Genomic DNA, 18333 nt, shown 5'->3' with positions numbered 1-18333 from the left:
CGTGTCCTCAGGCGAGCAGGTTGGCGGTGACGCGCTGCGCCAGCTCCGCCGGGTCGGTCGAGGCGTCGATCACCTTGATCAGCTGCAGGTCCTCGGCCGCCCATTTCACCTGCTGGACCAGCTCCGGGCCAATCGGGTGGATGTGGTAGACGAAGGAGCCGAGATCATCGGAGAGGTCGGCAAGCTCAATACCGGGCTTGAGGTTCTCGATGTACCACTGCGCCACTTCTTCCGGATGCTTGCCGGTATATTCGTGGATCTCGATATTCGCCTCGGCGAGGCGGCGCACCGCGTCACGGTTGGCTTCGAGGAAGGGACCATTGACGCCGAGCACGCAGCAGACCTTGTCTTCGAAGATGCCGGTCTGGGTGTTGGCGATCTCGACCAGGTCGTACTGCTTCTTGAGCGAATAGGCCCAGGGATCGAGATGGGCGAGCGCATCGGCCTCGCCGCGATCGACGGTGGCGCCGACCAGGTCGAACGGCACGGCCTTCCAGTTGACGTCCTGTTCCGGATCGATGCCGGCGCGGGCGAGCGCGATCTGGAACGAATGCTTCGGCGGGCTGGCCGGATCGTAGCTGACGATGGTCTTGCCCTTCAGCCCTTCCAGCGTCGTGATGCCGGAGGCCTTGGAGGCGAGAAGCCGCGTGCAGCCGCCATGCGAGCCGACGAACAGCTTGACGTCGAGGCCCTGCTCCAGCGGCTTGACCCAGTCGAGCAGCAGGCCGGCGCCGGCATCGGCCTTGCCGGTGGCGAGCGCCTGCACCAGCGTCTGGCCGCTGGCGCCCTGATAGAACAGCTCGACGTCGAGGCCGTGCTTTTCAAAGATGCCCTTGGCGACGCCGAAGGCGAGCGGCGAATGACAGGCGGCGAATTCGGTCCAGGCGAGGCGGATCTTGGTCGGATTGCCGGCGCGGGCCGAGAAGGTCGGGGCGACGCCCAGGAAGGCGGCGCCGGCCAGCACGCCGCCTCCGGTCAGGGCAGCGCGCCGCGAGATGCGGCGGCCGAACAGCGAAGGCTTCTTTCCGTCGAGAATGCTCATGGCGTTTTCCTGAAAAAGGGAGCGGATCAGGCGTGATCCAGGGCCTGGGCGAGATCGGCGAGGATGTCGTCCGGGTGTTCGATGCCGATCGAAAGGCGCACATAGCCGGGCGTCACGCCGGTGGCGCGCTGCTCTTCGACCGAGAGCTGCGAATGGGTGGTGGTCGAGGGATGGATCGCCAGCGACCGCGCGTCGCCGATATTGGCGACGTGGTAGAACAGCTTGAGCGCGTTGATGAAGGCACGGCCGGCGTCGCGGCCGCCCTTGAGCTCGAAACCGACCAGCGCGCCCTTGCCGCCGCGCAGGTAGCGTTCGGCGCGCTCCTTGGCGACGCCGCCCTGCAGGCCGGGGAAGATCACCTTCTCGACCTTCGGATGGGTCGAGAGGAAGTTCGCGACCTTGATCGCGTTCTCGTTGTGCTGGCGGATGCGCAGCGGCAGCGTCTCCAGCCCCTGGATGAACTGGAAGGCGGCGAAGGGCGAGATCGCCGCGCCGATGTCACGCAAGAGCACCGCGCGGGTGCGCAGCACATAGGCGATCGGTCCGAGCGGCTTCGCCTTGTCGAGCCAGGTGGCGCCGTGATGGCTCGGATCCGGCTCATGCAGATTGGGGAAGCGCTCGGGATGGTCTTCCCAGGGGAAATTGCCGCCATCGACGATCAGGCCGCCGATGGTAGTGCCGTGGCCGCCGATATATTTCGTCGCCGAATAGACGACGACGGCGGCGCCGTGGTCGAAGGGACGGATGGTCAGCGGCGCGGCCGTGTTGTCGATGATCAGCGGCACGCCGAGCCCGCGCCCGATGGCGGCGACCTCGGCGATCGGGAACACTTCGAGGCTCGGATTGGGCAGCGCCTCCGCGTAGTAGGCGCGGGTGCGGCTGTCGGTGGCGCGGCGGAAATTCTCCGGATCGGACGGATCGACGAAGCGCACCTCGACGCCGAGATTCTTCAGCGTCGCGTTGAACAGCGCATAGGTGCCGCCATAGAGGCCGGTTGAGGAGACGATGTTGTCGCCCGGCCGGGTCAGGTTGAGGATCGAATAGGCCGAGGCCGCCTGCCCCGACGCCAGCGCCAGGGCTGCGACACCGCCCTCGATCGCCGCGATGCGCTGCTCGAGCGCGTCCTGCGTCGGGTTGCCGACGCGGCTGTAGATGTAGCCGAGCTCGTCGAGGGCGAAGAGCCGGTCGGCGTGGTCGGTGTCCTGGAACTGGAACGAGGTCGTCTGGTAGATCGGCACCGCGACGGCGCCGGTCGCCGGATCGGCCCGGTAGCTGCCGCCATGCACGGCGAGGGTTTCGAAGCGCTTGGTCTCGAATTCTGTCGGCTGGAAGGTCATGTGGGTGTCTCCAAATGCCGAGGGATCAATAGGCCGAGGCGGGTTCGCGCTTGGCGGTGGGGTCGAGGAGGTCGGCGTAATGACGCTCGGCCACGTCGGGGTGCGAGCGGAGGCGCCCCTTCAGGTAGTTCTGGCCGATCTCGCGGAAGAGCGGGTTCTGCGGGTCGGCGGTCGGGCCGAGGGCCTGGGCCGCGAGTTCCGGCGCCAGATCGAGCAGCGGGATCGTCGCGTCGAGGGCGGCGCCGAAGAAGAAGGCGACCGACAGCCGGTCCTTGCCGGCCGGCGGCGTGACGACGCGGTGGACGGTGGCGCGGAGATAGCCGTTCGAGGCCATTTCCAGGACTTCGCCGATATTGACGATGAAGGTGCCGGGGATCGGCGGTGCGTCGATCCAGCTGCCGTCGTCGGCCTCGACCTGCAGCCCGCCCTGCACGTCCTGCAGCAGCAGGGTCAGGAAGCCGCCGTCCTTGTGCGCGCCAACGCCCTGGTCGCTGCCGGTGGCGTCGCGGCCGGGATAACGGATCAGCTTCAGATGCTGGATCGGCGCCTTCTCGTAGATGGGGGAGAAGACGTCCTTGTCCTGCTGCAGCGCCAGGGCGAACGCCTCCAGCACGCGGATACCGAGATCGGCGAGCTGGCGCTGCCATTCGAGCACGGTCGGCTTCAGCGCCGGCAGGGCATCCGGCCACTGGTTCGGCCCCTGAAGCCGCGCCCAGTCGGGCGTGCCGGGCGCGACCGGAATGGCGGGACGCTCGGACGAAAAGTCGATCTGCTCGCGCCAATCGGCCTGGCCGCGCGTGATCTCCAGCCCGACGCGGGTATAGCCGCGGAAATGCGGCGAGTTCACCATCTCGATCGAGAGCTTGTCGGCTTCCGGCAGCTCGAAGAACCGGCGCGACACGGCGACGATCTCGCGGATCAGCTCGTCCGGAATGCCGTGGCCGGTCAGATAGAAGAAGCCGATTTCCCGCGCCGTGGTGCCGAGTTCCTCGAGGAACGCGGCGCGCTCCTCCGGACTGCCGGAGAGCTTCGAGATATCGAGGATCGGCAGCGTGCGCGGCGCGGTCGCCGCGTCATGGGTGCTCGGAAGCGGATTGGATGTCGGCATGGTCGTCCCCTTGATCCGGACGGCGCGAGCCGAAGCCCGACGCCTAGGGCGCGGATTTCCGCTGCCCTCCTGGTTCAGAGGATTTTAAGGCGACCTAGTTTGTAGAGAAGGAACGGCGTTCTTTTCTGCGCGCATGCCGGAGTTTGCTTTAGGCGCAGAAACCGAGGTTGACGCTACGTCGATACCTTCCATTCGCGAGCATGGGGAACCGGGCACAACCGCCTCAATGGCGCTCGGCCCCCGCTGAGGCGCTAGCTGATCGTGCGGTTCTGCGAGGCGGCGTGCAGGTCGCCGAGCTCGATCAGGCGCAGGAAATCGGCATCGGAATTGTCGAGGCCGAGGCGCCGCAGGGTCAGGAATTCGAGCGATTCCGCGATTGTGAGGCCGCGGAAGCATTCCCGCCCGGCGCCGTCGACGACGAGCGCCTCGGTCGCTTCGAGCCGCTCCCGCTCTTCCTCGGTCAGCTCCAGTTGGCGTAGCGGCCGGCTCACCCCGGCGCCGCCGGCGGGCGTCCGCCTCAGGCTGGCATAGTCCCCGCCAGCAAGGGGTCTGCGGGGGAATTTCGGTTTCTTTTCCAGCGACATCGCGTCTGCCCTATCCGTCGACGATGACGCGATATGGCAGTCCCAGCCGTTCGCAAACTCACAAGCCGTTCATCGCAATTTGAACGATCTGGCGATTTCGTCGAAGGGGTCGCGACGGCACTGTCAGTGGCGCGATTCCGAGATGACCTTGGAGTGCTTTTCCATCGACATCAGCGCGCCGGCCTGGCTGAGCAGGTCGTCGAGCGACAGCGAGCTGCCGGCCTTCGCCTGAACGATGCCGACGCTGATCGACAGCTGGCATTGCGCCGGCGACAGGCGGTTGAAGTAATCGAGCCGCGCCCGCAGGCTGTTGCGCAGCGTCTCCGCCGGGGCGAGCGGCGCCGGCACGAGCACGCAGAACTCGTCGCCGCCCATCCGGCCGACGACGTCCGAATGCCTGACGCTGTCGCGCAGCACGCTGGCGCAATCGGCGATCAGGCTGTCGCCGACGGCATGGCCGAACGTGTCGTTGACCTTCTTCAGCCCGTCGACATCGATGATCGCCAGCTGGCAGCCCCGCCCCTTGGCGATGACCGCCTCGGCGGCGCGGCGGAAACCGCGCCGGTTGAGCAGGCCGGTCAGCTCGTCCGTCATCGACAGCTCTTCGATCGCCGCCTTGGCCTTCTCGAGCTCCTCGGCGCGCGAGCGGACGCGCTCCTCGAGCTCGGAATGCATGCGGATGTTCTCGATCGCCAGCGACACGGCATCGGCAAGGCGCTTCAGGAGGCGAAGATCGTCCTCGCCGGGAGCGTCGACTTCGCTCCAGTAGACCGCGATCGCCCCGACCGGCTCCGGGACCCGGATCGGCACGACAGCCAGGCTGCGGATGAGGGTCGGGCCATAGAGGCACTGGTCGATGCGCTCGTCCGCGCGGATATCCGAAATCAGCACGGCCTGGCGGTGCGCCATCGCCCATCCGGCGACACACTCACCCAGCGGAATGCGCCGGCCCTTCCCGAGCGGCGCGATCCCTTCATCATCGACATAGTGACTGAATTCGCCGTCGCGCAGGATAAAGGCCGCACCGTCGCTGCCCGTCATCTGGCGCGCCGTCGACCGGGCGATGCGCTGCACCTGCCCAAGCTCGCGGGCAAAAGCAAGCTTCTGCACCGCGGACAAAAGGATCTCCATGCCGCGACAATAACGCTCTGTATTGTGAGCCGTCGCCTCGGCGGGGCTACCCGCCCGTCCCGATCCAAACTCGTGCATGTCCGCTTTCAGTCACCCAGCCTTGATTCCTTTCTCCTAGCAGAGGAACTGCGATCCGCCCAGTCAAACCGGCGGCATGACCGCAAAGTAAGCGCTAGCGGACAACAAAGGCCGCTCCGGCGACAAATTTTTCTTGTCCGAGGCGCGGATTACGCTTTCGGAACCATCGCGGATGGCCGTCCGCGCCGGGTCGCGCCGGAGCGAGTGCCTTACAATGCTGTCAGGAAGCGCTTGAAGACGAAGCCGCGCTTGCCATCGGCGACGACCTCGCACCAGCCCTTGCAGCTGACGACGTCGACCTGGGTGCCCGCCTTCAGATAGCCGACAGTCGGCGCACTGTTGTCGGGATTGCCGCGAAGCTTCACGCCTGAGGCGATCTGCGCCTTGCCGCTCGGAAGGTCGGCGATGGCCTTGGCCGGCACCGAGGCGGCGTGGGCCCGTGCCGGAGCCGCGCGAGCGGGGGCAGCCGGGGCGACATCGGCCGGCGTGTCCGACCCGGCGCTTGCCGAGTCCGCGCTCGCCACCGCGTCCGAACTATCCGGGCTCGCGGTCTCGTTGCTTGCCGTGTCTTGGCTTGCCGTGTCTGGGCTCGCGGGATCCTGGCTTGCCGGATCCTGGCCCAGCGCTGCCTGGCTCTCCTGGGTCGCCGGCACCGGGCTCGTCTTCACGACGCGGGCGGCGGGCGAGTCCGGCGCGGCGGAATCCATGGAAAAGGCGGAGCGCACGCCCGGATCAGCCGCCGGCGCACCCTCCATCGAGGCGGCAGGGGTCAAGGACCCGGTCGTCGACAACATGTCGGCGCCGCGCAGCTGCGGCGGCTCGTGCAGCGACTTGTCCTCAGCCGCGCGCTCATCAGACTTCGCAACCGGAGCTGCCGGCGCCACGTCGGCCTTCTCGCCCGCGGCGGCGGCGACTTCCTGCTTCACCGGGACCGGGGTTGCCGGATTGGCAGTCAGTGAATGCACGGTCACCAGAGCGCCGCCACCCACGACGGCGAGCGCCACGGCGATTCCGACCAGCGACTTGTTGAGCGGAAAGCGATCGAAGGACAGGCGCTTGCGCTCAAGCTCGCGCTCCTCGGAATAAACCTCGCTCTCGGCGGCGTTCAGGCCGTCGACCGCCTCGGAAAGACGCTGCGCCAGCTCTCCGGCGAGACGGTCCTCGAGTTCCGCCGGCTCCGGCCGCGAAATGATCTGCGGCTGGCGCTGGCCGCGCGAGAGCAGCAGCTCGACGGCGAGCTTGTCCTGCTGCGGCACCTCTTCCTTGCGCGCCGGGGTGGCCTGGCCGGTGAAACCGTGCTCGATCTCGGCCTGTTCCAGCGACAACGACAGCGACAGCGGGTTCGGCTTCGCCGCGACAGGCTCCGGCTCGGAAGACGCGGCCAAGGTCGCCTTGTGCAGGTCGCCCATCAGCGCTGCTTCGAGCTCGGCGGCCAGATCCTCGAGACCGGCAAGCGAGGGTGCGGGAAGCGACGGCGCGGCGGCGTTCGGCGGTTCCGGCAGCCGGGCCGCGTCACGCGGGGAGCCGGCGCGCGGCGGCTCGACCTGGAGGGCGGCCCGCACCGGCGGAATGCCTATTTTCGGGAAGCGATAGAGGTTTTCTCGGAGCGCTTCGGCGCGGCGCGCCAAACTGTCGGTCTCGGGAGATGCGCTGGAGCTAACGGGTTCAGCCGAATTGCGCAGGCGCAGGGCGGCGCCGGTCTTCGCTGTAGTGTTCATGGAACTCATCTCTACTTTGTTTCGACATGTAACCCCCGTTGCCGCCAAAACGTCTTCAAAAACTTGATGGTTAATACTTCGATGCACCACTCAATAGTAAAATAGGACCGGAACAACCAATGCGTACAGGCAATTGCCCTTGAGACAGGCCGATGGCAGTCAACATGACGGAAGAATGCGGCGACTCTTTGCCGAGCGTCACCCAACGGCCGATCGGCGGGCGCCGGGCCCGAAATCTATGGCGTTGCTTGGCTAAGTGCGCGGTCCGGTGCAACCTTCAGTGTCCGGAGCGTGAAGATGTAGACCGGGATGCCGGAGATGAGCACGAGGAGTGCTGCGAAGGGCGCCGCCGCCGCATAGGCGCTGTCATTGGTGTGCGACCACACTTCGGTGGCGAGCGTCACCACGCCGGTCGGCGCCAGGATCAGCGTCGCCGTCAGCTCGCGCATCAGTTCCAGCGCGACCAGCGCCAGCGCCGCGCCGAGGCCGGGCGCCAGCGACGGCAGCGTCACCGAGACGAAGGCGCGGAACGGGCTGCGGCCGAGCGTACGCGCCACTTCCTCGATCTCGCGCGGCACCAGCTCGGCCGAGGCGCGGATGGCCGATTGGGCGAGCGGCAGGAACAGGATGGCGTAGGCCGCGAACAGCACGACGCGGGTCTGGTAGACCGAGGGCAGAAGCCGGATCGACAGATAGACCAGCGCCAGCGCGACGACGAGGCCCGGCAGGCCGTGCACGATATAGGGAAGCCGGTCGGCGAAGCGGGCGAACATCCCCCGGCTGCGCAGAACGAGCAGCACCAGCGGCAGGGCGATCACCGTCGTCACGAGGGTGCCCGGCAGCGCCAGCGACAGTGAGCCGTAAAGCGCGGGCCCGATCGCCTCCAGCCCGCGCCCGGCCGAGACGCCCTTGAGGAGCCAGTAGAGCAGCCGGCCGAACGGCACGCCGAGCGCCAGGATCGCCACTGCGATAAAGCCGAGGGTGACGAACGGCGCCGCCCGGCCGAGCCGGGCCGGGGCGATGCGCCGGGCGGTGTTGCGGCCAACCTTGGAGAAACGTACGCCGCGCCGGAGCCACATCTCGCCAAAGGCGACAGGGAGGCAGAGCAGCATCAAAAGCGCCGACAGCACGGCGGCCGAGGCATTGTCGAACTGCAGTTCATATTGCTGGAAGATCGCGGTCGTGAAGGTCTGCACCCGCAGCAGCGCCAGCGCGCCGAACTCCGACAGCATGTGGGCGGCGACCAGCAGCGCGCCGCCGCCGAGCGCGGGGATCGTGCGCGGCAGGGTTACCCGCAAGAAGGTCCGCCACGGCCCCTTGCCGAGCGAGCGCGACACCTCCTCCATGCCGGGATCCATGCTGCGCAGCGCCGCCGCCACGGGCAGGAAGATGAGCGGGAAGCTCTCCATGGTCAGGATGAGGATGGCGCCGGGCATGCCCTGGAAGGTCGGCCCCAGCGATTTCCACGCGAAGCTCGCGACGAAGGCCGGCATGGCGAGCGGCAGGCAGCAGAGCACGCGCCAGATCCGCCGGCCGGCCAGGTCCGAACGCTCGGTGCACCAGGCGGCGGCGAAGCCGATCAGGCAGGAAGCGAACGTTACCGACAGGCAGAGCGTCACCGTATTGCCGAGCAGCATCAGCGTGCGGCGGCGGCCGAGCTCCGCCAGGATGCCTTCCCAGCCGGCGCCCCAGGACCGCAGCAGCACATAGACGATCGGCAGCGCGATCAGCGCGGTCGGGATCAGGGCGAGCACCAGCAGGAGCCGCGAGACGGGATGACCGCCCGCGCCGCGCCTCGAAGGGCCGTCCGGATCGCCGGAAGCGCGCGTCAAGCGAGATCCGCCTCGCGCAAAAGGGCCAGCGCATCGGCGGCGTCGCCGAGATCGGCCGGCGTCACCGGAGCGGGATCGAGCTCGTCGAAAGGCTTCATCGGGAACGGCGAGACGACGCCCGGCCGGAGCGGATATTCGGCGATCGCGTCGACGATTGCCTGCTGCCCCGCTTCGCTGACCATGAAGGCGACGAAACGCTGCGCCGCCTCGCTCTTCTTCGAGCTCTTGAGCACGCCGGCGCCGGAGACGGTGATCAGCGTGCCGGGATCCTGGTTGCCCATGTGATAGAGGGCGGAATTCATGTTGTCGGGGCCGAGCTCCTTCGCGAGCGCGTACCAATAGTAGTTGTTGCTGAGCGCGACGGCGATGTCGCCGCCCTCGACGGCCTCCACGGCGGCGGAGTCGCTGTTGTAGACCTCGCCATACTTGCGCAGGCCCTTGAGCCAGGCGAGCGCCGCGTCGCGCCCCTTCATCAGCGAGACGGCGACGACCTGCTGCTGGAAGGCGCCGCTGTTCGGGGCGAAGGCGACCTTGCCGTCCCAGGCCTCGCCGGCGAAATCGAGCACGCTCTTCGGCAGGGCCGACAGCTCGATCATGGCCTTGTTGTAGACGACGACGCGGCAGCGCGCCCCGGCGCCGATCCAGGTGCCGGTCCTGGCGGCGTAGGTCGCCGGGATCTGCTTCAGCGTCTCGGCCTCGAGCGGGGCGAGCAGGCCCTTCTCGTCGATCGCCGCGAGCGACGGGCTCTCCTCCGACCAGAAGACGTCGGCGGGCGAATTCGCCCCCTCCTCGATCAGCTGGCTGGCGAGCTGGGCGCTGTTGCCGTTGCGGGTGACGACGGCGATGCCGGTCGCCGCGGTAAAGGCCGCGACGAGCGCCTCGACGGGCGGGCGGTGCTGGCCGTTGTAGAGCGCCAGCGTCTGGTCTTCCGCGCGCGCCGGGTTCGCGCCGCCGCCGATCAGCGATACGCCGGCAAAGCCGAGACCGGCGCGCATCAGCTGACGCCTCGAGACGTCGTACATTGGAATAACTCTATGTTATTGCAGTCGATTGTTCTCGTACCAATACCCGCCGGCGCGCCCTGTCAACTGCGACGGGCGCGACAAGGTTGCCCATGAGGAAGCCGGAAACCGGCCGTGGGCGACGAGATGCAGGGAGGCGGAAGCGGAGCTAGCCCGGCCCATCGACGGGCGGGCGGAGCGGAGAAGGGCTACCGGGGGTCATCGGTTCGACCCTTCTCCGTCCGATCGGAGCTGATTACGCACAACCGGAAGATCAGCTTGGAATGATGTGTCGCAAGCTTCCTGCCAGACGTGCCAACCGAGTGAGCCACCACATCTAGCTACAATTTGAATCAAATTGGCCAGATCTGGGGAAGGTTAACGGCCGATTCACCGTTCGCGCATTGCAATCTGCAACGGGACTCGCAAATTGCAACGACGGACCCGCTCAGGCCGAGGCGACCGGCTCCAAGGTGGCACGGTCGCCACGCGGCAGGCCCAGCCAGAGATCGAGGAAGCCGTCGAGGAAATGCGAGGTCTGCGCGTCATAGACGGCACGGCCCTCCATATGCCGCTCGCGCGGCTGCGCGCCCGGCAGGACGAAACGATCTTCGCCATGCGTCGTCCAGCGATGCATCATGGCGAGCGTCAGCTCGATGTGGAACTGGAAGGCGAAGGCGGAAGGGCCGTAGCGGAACGCCTGGTTGCGGTAGAGATCGCCCTCCGCCAGCAATTCGCCGCCGGCCGGCAGGTCGAAGCCCTCGCCGTGCCACTGGTAGACGGTCTCCGGCCAGGCGCAGAGCCCCTGCCCCGCCGCTGTGGCGCGCAGCGGGTAATAGCCGATCTCGACCAGGCCATCCTCGCGCGGCGCCACCCGCGCGCCGAGCTGCCGCGCCAGCATCTGCGCGCCGAGGCAGATGCCGAGCAGCGGCGCCTGCTCGTCCAGCGCCACCGCCATCCAGTCGATCTCGCGACGAATGTAGTCCTCGTCGTCATTCGAGCTCATCGGCCCGCCGAAGACGATCGCGCCGGCGTGGTTATCGAGCGTCGCGGGCAGCGCGTCGCCGAAGCGGGGCCGGCGGATGTCCAGTTCGTAGCCGCGTTCGCGCAGCCGCAGGCCGACGCGACCGGGCGTGGAATGCTCCTGATGCAGCACGATCAGGACGGGCGGCTTCTCCGGCGACAAGGGTCCAGCGATCCTTCTACTTGCGGCGCCCGCGGGCTGCGCGATGGCACGCCTGCCCGCCGGCTGCGATCAGCTCGCGGCGATCAACTCTCCTGCGGCGCGATATCGGCGACGACATTGCCGCCGGACTGCACGATCTTCTTCAGGCGCAGGCGCGCCCGGCCGGACACGCCGAGCAGGTCCGCGACCCGCCAGATGACATTGTCCTCGAATTCGGTCAGCCGGCCATCGGCATAGACGAGATCCCACATCATGGCGACGATCTGCTCGCGATCGATCTCGTCCAGCCGCGTCTTCAGCACGCTGGTGAAGCGATAGAAATCGACGGCCTCGTCATCGGCCTTCTCGGCCGCGCGCATCAGATCCTCGGTCGCGTCGGCATCGAGGCCGTAGCGGTTCTGCAAGAGATCGTGAAGGCGCTGGCGCTCGGATTCCGTCACCTCGCCGTCGACGGCGACGACATGGTGCAGCAGCGCCGCCGCCGCCAGGCGGTGATCGTCCTCGCCGAAGCCCTTGTCGGTCCCGCCGCCGGTCAGCTCGGCGAGGAAATTGCGAAATACGCTCAGCATTCAATTCCTCCGGGCGCTCTGCCCCGATGACAGGCTCGTCCCCATGTTGGCCCAAGCTGCATGAGAATAAGGCAAGGATAGGAAATCATCACGCGACAAGCCGTCACCTACCACCGAGGGCAGGCATTGTCGCGAAAAAGCCGGATTCGAGGCAAGAGCAGCCGGAGTCGGCGGGCCAAGTCGAGCGCATGAAGAACGCACAAAAAGAAACCGCCGACCTTTTGGGCCGGCGGCGAAAACATAACTAAAAAGAATAACTCTTTGCTCGAACCAAAAAAAACTCGAGCTCATCAATTCTAATTACAACTGCGTGTCGAAATAATCTTCGAATACAGTTCTAACCGGGAGGTTCCCGAAGCTGTCTCGCCGACAGGGACTTAAGATCGTGTGAATCGTCCGCCCCCGCGACAAGAAAAGAATATGGTCTTCCGTGACGGGACGCAAGCGGGTTTTAGCCATCGGCTGCCACATTTTTGCAACCGCGCCGGATTTCGGCCGCAAATGGGGTTAATCGGCCGAAACCATAAAGTTGCCGTACCATCCGGTCGCGATTTCCCCGCCGGGCGGCGTCGGGAGGCCGGGACGGCCGGCCATTCCTGCCATCGGCGCAAACGAAAAGGGCCGGCGCGATGAACGCGCCGGCCCTCATTTTTCATCACCTGGCGTCGGATGTCAGCGTCGACGCGCCGCGCCACCGCGGAAAGGCGGCCTGGGTGCTTGCGGAGCAAGCGGTTCGCCCTTGTGCCGGAAAACCAGTCGCGCACGATCGAGATCGTATGGCGTCATCTCGACGGTTACGCGGTCGCCCGCCAGCGTCTTGATCCGGTTTTTCTTCATCCGGCCTGCGGTGTAGGCGACGACGACATGCCCGTTCTCGAGTTCCACGCGGAACTTGGCGTCGGGCAGGACCTCGACGACCGTACCCTCGAATTCGAGCGCTTCTTCCTTCGCCATGTGTTGTTCCTTACGAGACCTTCAGTTCCGTCGCGGACGTCTTGCCGCGACGATCGGTCTCGAGCTCGTACGAGATCTTGGCGCCGTCGCGCAGCGTCGACAGACCAGCGCGCTCAACGGCGCTGATGTGCACGAACACGTCCTGACCACCCTGGTCCGGCTGGATAAAACCGTAACCCTTGGTCGCATTGAACCACTTCACTGTACCCGTCGCCATGGAAATCTCCTTCAGTCTGGCGGTAGAGAACTTTGCTAACGACCGTCCCGTCGTCAAGCCGCTCGGCGGCGTTGTTGGCCACGCCACCGATTTTTCTTGCTCTTTTCTTGCATAGGCTGCCCGTCCCGAGCCGGCTTGTCACCCCGCTGCGTGTCCGCAGCGGGCCTTTGAGCCGAAGACGGGGCTTTGAAATTGGTCGCGACTTCCGGAATCGGACGGCGAATCAGCCGCTCGATTGCCTTCAGACGCGCAGCTTCGCCAGCGTCGAACAGAGAGAGTGCGAGCCCGCTGCGACCAGCGCGGGCCGTACGTCCAATGCGATGGACATACGATTCCGGCTCGTCGGGCAGGTCGAAATTCACCACATGGGTCACGCCGGAGACATCGATGCCGCGAGCGGCGATGTCGGTGGCGACGAGAACCCGGAGGCTTCCATCCTTGAAGCCCTCCAGCGCCTTCTGACGGGCGCCCTGCGATTTGTTGCCATGCAGGGCGAGCGTCTCGACGCGCGCCTTCTGCAGGTGTTGCGCGACGCGATCGGCGCCGTGCTTGGTGCGCGTGAAGACGATGACGCGCTCCATCTCCGGATTGGCAAGCAGATCCAGGAGGAAATTGCGCTTCTCGGCCGTCGGCACGCGATAGAGCTTCTGGTCGATGCGATCGACCGTGACCGCCTCGGGCGTCACCTCGACCCGGACCGGGTCCTTGAGGATCTTGCGCGAGAGCTGCGCCACTTCGGCCGGCATCGTCGCCGAGAACAGCAGCGACTGACGGTTCGCCGGCAGCAGCGCCACGATCTTCATGACGTCGCGGACGAAGCCCATGTCGAGCATGCGGTCGGCTTCGTCGAGCACCAGATGGCTGACGCTGTCGAGGCGCACGGCGCCCGCCTGCAGGTGATCGAGCAGGCGGCCCGGCGTCGCGACGAGGATGTCGACACCCTTCTCGAGCGCCCGGATCTGCGGCTGATGGCCGACGCCGCCGAAGACGAGCGCATGGCGAATGCCGAGGAACTTCGCGAACTTGCGAAGCTCGGAATCGATCTGGATGGCGAGTTCGCGCGTCGGCGCGAGGATGAGCGAGCGAGCGGTCTTGGCCACGAGGCCGTCCGCGCGGCGCGACAGATGCTGGAGGAGCGGCAGGCCGAACGCGGCGGTCTTGCCGGTTCCGGTCTGCGCGATGCCGAGCATGTCGCGGCCTTCGAGAAGCGCGGGGATTGCCTGCGCCTGGATCGGCGTCGGCCTGGTAATGCCGGCCACATCAAGCGCACGCACCAGCGGTTCGGCAAGAGCCAAATCCGCGAAATTTGTCAATTGATTCAAGAAGAAAGCCTAATTGTGCGAACACCTGTCGGCATTCGACTTCTAGTCATGACCCACGCGCGAAAGGATCAGAGGACGGGGTCGTGTCCTGCCCCCCTGGCAGGATAGAGCCACCGAAACCTTCGCGTGGCACAGCGCGATCACGATGATCGTCGTCGCGTATATGCGGACTCGCCGGCGAAAAAGCAATCGAAAAGTCGCAACCGCGCAGAAGAGGCTGCAAGAACGCGTCGCAACGACGCGGATCTTCTTGTCTCTGCCGCACTTCTGTGCAGAGTGCCCATTCAATCATCCGCCATGTGATTTCATGTCTGCAAGTTCCCCTTCCGCTTCCGCGCGCGCCCTCTCGGGTCCGGTCCTGGGCATCGCCCTGATGGTCCTCGGCATCTTCCTCTACTCCGCCAACGACACGCTCGGAAAATGGCTGACCGCCACCTATTCCGTCGGCATGATCATGCTGCTGCGCTCGATCGCGGCGGTCGTCGTCCTCGGTCCCTTCATCCAGAAGCAGGGCGGTCTGGCGACGCTCCGCGCTGCGCCTCGCCCCGGCCTGCAGCTGCTGCGCGTCTTCGTCATCGTCGGCGAGATCAGCTTCTTCTACTGGTCGGTGTCGTTGCTGCCGCTGGCGGATGTCATGACCTATTACCTGGCCGGCCCGGTCTATGTGACAGCGCTGTCGGCGCTGCTCCTGAAGGAGAAGGTCGACGGCCCGCGCTGGCTGGCGATCCTGGCCGGCTTCATCGGCGTCGTCATCGTGCTGCAGCCCTCCTCCGAGAGCCTGAGCTGGGGCGCGCTGATCGCCATCGGCGGCAGCCTGTTCTTCGCCGCGCTGATGATCATCACCCGCCAGCTGCGCGGCACGCCGGACACGACGCTTTTGACCTTCTCGACAACGGCGACGCTCGTCACCGGCGCCGTCATCGCTCCGTTCACCTGGGTCACGCCGACGCCGATCGACTTCGCAGCCCTGGCCCTGATCGGCGTCGTCGCGCTCGCCGCACAGCTCTGCGTGACACGCTCGCTGCGGCTGGCGCCGGCCTCGGTGGTCGTGCCGTACCAGTACACGATGCTGATCTGGGCCGTGGTGTTCGGCTATTTCGTCTTCGGCGACGAGCCGAAGATCTCGATGCTCGTCGGCGCCGCCATCATCATCGCCGCCGGCTTCTACATCTTCCTGCGCGAGCAGCGGACCGGCAAGCCGAAGCCGGGCGACACGATCGCCGAGGAAGTCGGCGACAACGTCCCCGGCTAGGCGCGTTTTCGAGCGAAGCGGATACCGGTTCGCGTGAAAAAATATCGATAAAACAAAGAGATAGGGCCGTTCGTCGTTTTCATGAATCGAGGAGCGGCTCGAAGGCCTCGACGTTCACGATTGCGTGCGGCGCGCAGCCTTGGCGCCGCCGCAATTTGGGACAGAGATCGAGGGGTGGAAGGCGCAACATCCCGGAGGCGCCCGCCAGTCCCCCCTTGCGGATCAGCCTGAGATGGGCACTCCATCACGCGTTGTCAGTGCAGTCGCACCGCCCTCGTCCCCCCTCTACACCGTGCGCCCGGCCGGCGCGGCCGATGTCGATGGCCTGCTCGCCATCGAGGCCGCCTGCTTCGACACCGATCGCATCACCCGGCGCAGTTTCCGCAAGCTGGTCGAGGCGCCGACGGCGGCGATCACCGTCGCGAGCCTGCCGGACGGCCGGCTCGGCGGCTACACGCTGCTGCTGTTTCGCGCCGGCACCGGCATGGCGCGGCTCTATTCGATCGCCGTGCTGCCGGAGATGCGCGGCAGCGGCATCGGCACCGCGCTGATGGCGGAAGCGGAACGGACGGCGTTTGCCCGCGACCGCTTCCTGCTCCGCCTCGAAGTGCGCGAGGACAATGAGGGCGCCATCGCGCTCTACGGCCGGCTCGGCTATCGCCGCATCGGCCGCTATCTCGACTATTACGAGGACCACGCCGACGCGCTGCGCTTCGAGAAGCGGCTGCGCGGGACCGGTCAGTCGACGGCGGTGCCCTACTACGAGCAGACGACCGACTTCACCTGCGGCCCCTGCTGCGTGATGATGGCGCTGGCGCATTTTCGCGCCGATTACGCCATGAGCCCGGTCGAGGAGATCAAGCTCTGGCGGCAGGCGACGACGGTCTTCATGATGGCCGGCCTCGGCGGCTGCGACCCGCACGGGCTCGCCGTCTCGGCGGCGCGCAACGGCCTCTCCGCCAGCATCCACATCAGCCGCGAAGGCTCGCTCTTCCTCGCATCCGTCCGCAATCCGGAAAAGCGCCGCGTCATGGCGCTGGCGCAGGAAGACTTCCGCCGCCAGACCATCGCCTTCGACATCCCGATCACCTACCGGCCGATCGACGTCGCCGCGATCCGCGCGGCGCTCGCCGACGGCGCGCTCGTCATCGTGCTGATCTCGGCCTACCGCATGTTCGGCCAGAAGGTGCCGCACTGGGTTCTGGTCGTCGGCGACGATGGACGCCATCTGTTCATTCACGACCCCTGGGTCGAGGACCGCAAGCATGAGACCCACAACGACGCAGCGAACCTGCCGATACCCTACGCCGATTTCGAGCATATGGCCCGATGGGGACGCGAGGCTCTGCGCGCCGCCGTTGTTCTCAGACCGAGGTGAAACATGCCTGATTGGGTGATCCTGGTCGATACGGCCAAGGACTTTCCAAACGAAGACACCCCCCACAAGGTCATCACGACAAAGGACTACCTGGCCCGCGCCAACCTGTTTCGCGGCTCGCGACCGAAGATCATCAACCTGTCGCGCTCCTTCGCCTACCAGAGCCGCGGCTACTACGCCTCGCTGCTCGCCGGCGCGCGCGGCCACCGCGTCGTGCCGACGGTCGAGACGATGATCGATCTCGGCAGCAAGGCGCTCTACGCGCAGGCGATCCCCGAGCTCGAGGACCAGCTGGAAAAGGCGATCGCCACCGTCGACGACAAGAAGATCCCGGGCCGATTGCTGGTGATGTTCGGCATCGTCGACGACCATCGCTTCGACCGTTTCGCCCGGCTGCTGTTCGACTGGTTCCGTTGCCCCGTCCTGGAGGTGACAATCGAGCAGGCGAGCCGCGCCGAGATCCGCAAGCTCGCCGCCGTGCCGCTCAACAAGCTCGGCGCCGACGAGCTCGCCTTCTTCCACGAGGCGCTGCACGACCATACGCGGCGGGAATGGCGCTCGAAGAAGACGACGCCCGCCTCGCCGCGCTACTCGCTCGCCGTCCTGCACGACCCGAACGAGGCGATGCCGCCCTCGCATCTCGTCTCGCTGAAACACTGGGCGCGCGTCGCCGAGAAGCTTGGCGTCGAGGTCGAGCCGATCACCAAGAAGGACCTCGCCCGGCTCGCCGAATTCGACGCCCTGTTCATCCGCGAGACGACCTCGATCGACAACCACACCTATCGGTTCGCCCGCCGCGCCGTGCAGGAGGGAATGCCGGTGATCGACGATCCGATCTCGATGATCCGCTGCACCAACAAGGTCTATCTGCAGGAACTGATGACCGGCAACGGCATCGCCGTGCCGCCGACCGTCATCCTCGCCGGCAATGGCGATCTCGAGCGCGCCGGCGACCAGCTGGGCTTTCCGCTCGTCATGAAGATCCCGGATTCGTCGTTCTCGCGCGGCGTGAAGAAGGTCGACGACCAACGCGCCATGGGGGAGCTGGCCAGCGCCTGGTTCAAGGACACCGACCTGCTGCTGGCGCAGAAATTCATGCCGACCGAGTTCGACTGGCGCGTCGGCGTGCTCGGCGGCAAGCCGCTCTTCGTCTGCCAGTACACCATGGCGAAGAAGCACTGGCAGATCGTCAAGCACCAGCCGAACGGCAAGGCGCTCGAGGGCGGACTGCGCTCGATGACGATCGGCCAGGCGCCGCCGGAGGTGATCGACATCGGGCTGCGCGCGGCGCAGCTGATCGGCAACGGCCTCTATGGCGTCGACATCAAGGAAACCGAGGACGGCTTCTTCGTCATCGAGGTCAACGACAACCCGAACATCGAACACGGCATCGAGGACGCGGCCGAGAAGGACCAGGTCTGGATCGAGCTGACCCGCTGGTTCATCAACCGGCTGGAGAGGTAGGGGGCCGGGACGCCGCTGCAGTCGACGCACCGCGCTCCCCGTCATCCCGGACGCAGCGCAGCGGAGATCGGGGATCCATGCAGCCGTGAGGCCGGGAGCTTCGCGCGGCCATCAACCCGGCTGAATGGATCCCGGGTCAAGCCCGGGATGACGGCGAGCG

The 18333-nt window shown here is 66.5% G+C and carries 16 protein-coding genes; 3 read left to right on the top strand and 13 right to left on the bottom strand.

The features are described from left to right. Positions 1-7 precede the first annotated feature (7 nt). From K32_RS23310 to K32_RS23250, 13 genes are all read right to left on the bottom strand, one after another. Complete coding sequence (locus K32_RS23310; protein ID WP_201401770.1) at positions 8-1042, bottom strand: ABC transporter substrate-binding protein; 1035 nt, start codon at positions 1040-1042, stop codon at positions 8-10. Positions 1043-1068: 26 nt separating this feature from the next. Next, positions 1069-2379, bottom strand: coding sequence for an O-acetylhomoserine aminocarboxypropyltransferase/cysteine synthase family protein (locus K32_RS23305; RefSeq protein WP_201401769.1), 1311 nt, complete (start codon positions 2377-2379; stop codon positions 1069-1071). A 25-nt stretch (positions 2380-2404) separates the two neighbouring features. Further along, positions 2405-3487 (bottom strand): isopenicillin N synthase family oxygenase, encoded by a 1083-nt coding sequence (locus K32_RS23300; protein ID WP_201401768.1) that lies wholly within the window; start codon positions 3485-3487, stop codon positions 2405-2407. 251 nt (positions 3488-3738) lie between these two features. Then, the gene (locus K32_RS23295) at positions 3739-4071 is read right to left on the bottom strand and encodes a hypothetical protein (RefSeq protein WP_201401767.1); all 333 of its coding nucleotides are present in this window, start codon (positions 4069-4071) and stop codon (positions 3739-3741) included. Between the two features lie 123 nt (positions 4072-4194). Beyond that, positions 4195-5181 (bottom strand): sensor domain-containing diguanylate cyclase, encoded by a 987-nt coding sequence (locus tag K32_RS23290; protein ID WP_244670019.1) that lies wholly within the window; start codon positions 5179-5181, stop codon positions 4195-4197. A gap of 308 nt (positions 5182-5489) precedes the next feature. Then, positions 5490-6998 (bottom strand): SH3 domain-containing protein, encoded by a 1509-nt coding sequence (locus tag K32_RS23285; protein ID WP_201401765.1) that lies wholly within the window; start codon positions 6996-6998, stop codon positions 5490-5492. 236 nt (positions 6999-7234) lie between these two features. Next, on the bottom strand, positions 7235-8830 hold the full coding sequence (locus K32_RS23280) for an iron ABC transporter permease (RefSeq protein ID WP_201401764.1): 1596 nt from the start codon (positions 8828-8830) through the stop codon (positions 7235-7237). Continuing rightward, positions 8827-9852, bottom strand: a complete 1026-nt coding sequence (locus K32_RS23275) for an extracellular solute-binding protein (protein ID WP_201401763.1) — start codon at positions 9850-9852, stop codon at positions 8827-8829. The genes K32_RS23280 and K32_RS23275 overlap by 4 nt, the downstream gene beginning before the upstream one ends. Positions 9853-10279: 427 nt before the next feature. Then, entirely contained in the window at positions 10280-11017 is a 738-nt protein-coding gene (locus K32_RS23270) for a glutamine amidotransferase (RefSeq protein ID WP_244669713.1), read from the bottom strand. An 83-nt stretch (positions 11018-11100) separates the two neighbouring features. Then, positions 11101-11586, bottom strand: a complete 486-nt coding sequence (locus tag K32_RS23265; protein WP_201401762.1) for a TerB family tellurite resistance protein — start codon at positions 11584-11586, stop codon at positions 11101-11103. 672 nt (positions 11587-12258) lie between these two features. Further along, positions 12259-12540, bottom strand: a complete 282-nt coding sequence (gene infA, locus K32_RS23260) for a translation initiation factor IF-1 (protein ID WP_201401761.1) — start codon at positions 12538-12540, stop codon at positions 12259-12261. 10 nt (positions 12541-12550) lie between these two features. Further along, positions 12551-12757 carry a cold-shock protein gene (locus K32_RS23255; RefSeq protein WP_018182467.1) on the bottom strand — a complete coding sequence of 69 codons (207 nt, stop codon included), beginning with the start codon at positions 12755-12757 and terminating at the stop codon, positions 12551-12553. Positions 12758-12810: 53 nt separating this feature from the next. Continuing rightward, positions 12811-14031 (bottom strand): DEAD/DEAH box helicase, encoded by a 1221-nt coding sequence (locus K32_RS23250; RefSeq protein WP_244669712.1) that lies wholly within the window; start codon positions 14029-14031, stop codon positions 12811-12813. 355 nt (positions 14032-14386) lie between these two features. Here K32_RS23250 and K32_RS23245 point away from each other — a divergent pair, with 355 nt between their 5' ends. From K32_RS23245 to K32_RS23235, 3 genes are all read left to right on the top strand, one after another. Further along, entirely contained in the window at positions 14387-15331 is a 945-nt protein-coding gene (locus tag K32_RS23245; RefSeq protein ID WP_201401760.1) for a DMT family transporter, read from the top strand. A 232-nt stretch (positions 15332-15563) separates the two neighbouring features. Then, a complete protein-coding gene (locus K32_RS23240) occupies positions 15564-16709 on the top strand; it encodes a GNAT family N-acetyltransferase/peptidase C39 family protein (RefSeq protein WP_201401759.1) in 1146 nt (381 codons plus the stop codon). Between the two features lie 3 nt (positions 16710-16712). Beyond that, a complete protein-coding gene (locus tag K32_RS23235; RefSeq protein WP_201401758.1) occupies positions 16713-18173 on the top strand; it encodes a RimK family protein in 1461 nt (486 codons plus the stop codon). The last annotated feature ends 160 nt before the right edge of the window (positions 18174-18333 follow it).

This window comes from Kaistia sp. 32K, from assembly GCF_016629525.1.
Classification (GTDB): domain Bacteria; phylum Pseudomonadota; class Alphaproteobacteria; order Rhizobiales; family Kaistiaceae; genus Kaistia.
The sequence above is the reverse complement of the archived record's forward strand: the minus strand, read 5'-3'. Positions and strand labels throughout refer to the sequence as shown.

Coding starts and splice junctions, on each gene's coding strand:
- K32_RS23310 (WP_201401770.1), bottom strand. CDS start 1,042: ATGAGCATTCTCGACGGAAAGAAGCCTTCGCTGTTCGGCCGCCGCATC.
- K32_RS23305 (WP_201401769.1), bottom strand. CDS start 2,379: ATGACCTTCCAGCCGACAGAATTCGAGACCAAGCGCTTCGAAACCCTC.
- K32_RS23300 (WP_201401768.1), bottom strand. CDS start 3,487: ATGCCGACATCCAATCCGCTTCCGAGCACCCATGACGCGGCGACCGCG.
- K32_RS23295 (WP_201401767.1), bottom strand. CDS start 4,071: ATGTCGCTGGAAAAGAAACCGAAATTCCCCCGCAGACCCCTTGCTGGC.
- K32_RS23285 (WP_201401765.1), bottom strand. CDS start 6,998: ATGAACACTACAGCGAAGACCGGCGCCGCCCTGCGCCTGCGCAATTCG.
- K32_RS23275 (WP_201401763.1), bottom strand. CDS start 9,852: ATGTACGACGTCTCGAGGCGTCAGCTGATGCGCGCCGGTCTCGGCTTT.
- K32_RS23265 (WP_201401762.1), bottom strand. CDS start 11,586: ATGCTGAGCGTATTTCGCAATTTCCTCGCCGAGCTGACCGGCGGCGGG.
- infA (WP_201401761.1), bottom strand. CDS start 12,540: ATGGCGAAGGAAGAAGCGCTCGAATTCGAGGGTACGGTCGTCGAGGTC.
- K32_RS23255 (WP_018182467.1), bottom strand. CDS start 12,757: ATGGCGACGGGTACAGTGAAGTGGTTCAATGCGACCAAGGGTTACGGT.
- K32_RS23245 (WP_201401760.1), top strand. CDS start 14,387: ATGTCTGCAAGTTCCCCTTCCGCTTCCGCGCGCGCCCTCTCGGGTCCG.
- K32_RS23240 (WP_201401759.1), top strand. CDS start 15,564: ATGGGCACTCCATCACGCGTTGTCAGTGCAGTCGCACCGCCCTCGTCC.
- K32_RS23235 (WP_201401758.1), top strand. CDS start 16,713: ATGCCTGATTGGGTGATCCTGGTCGATACGGCCAAGGACTTTCCAAAC.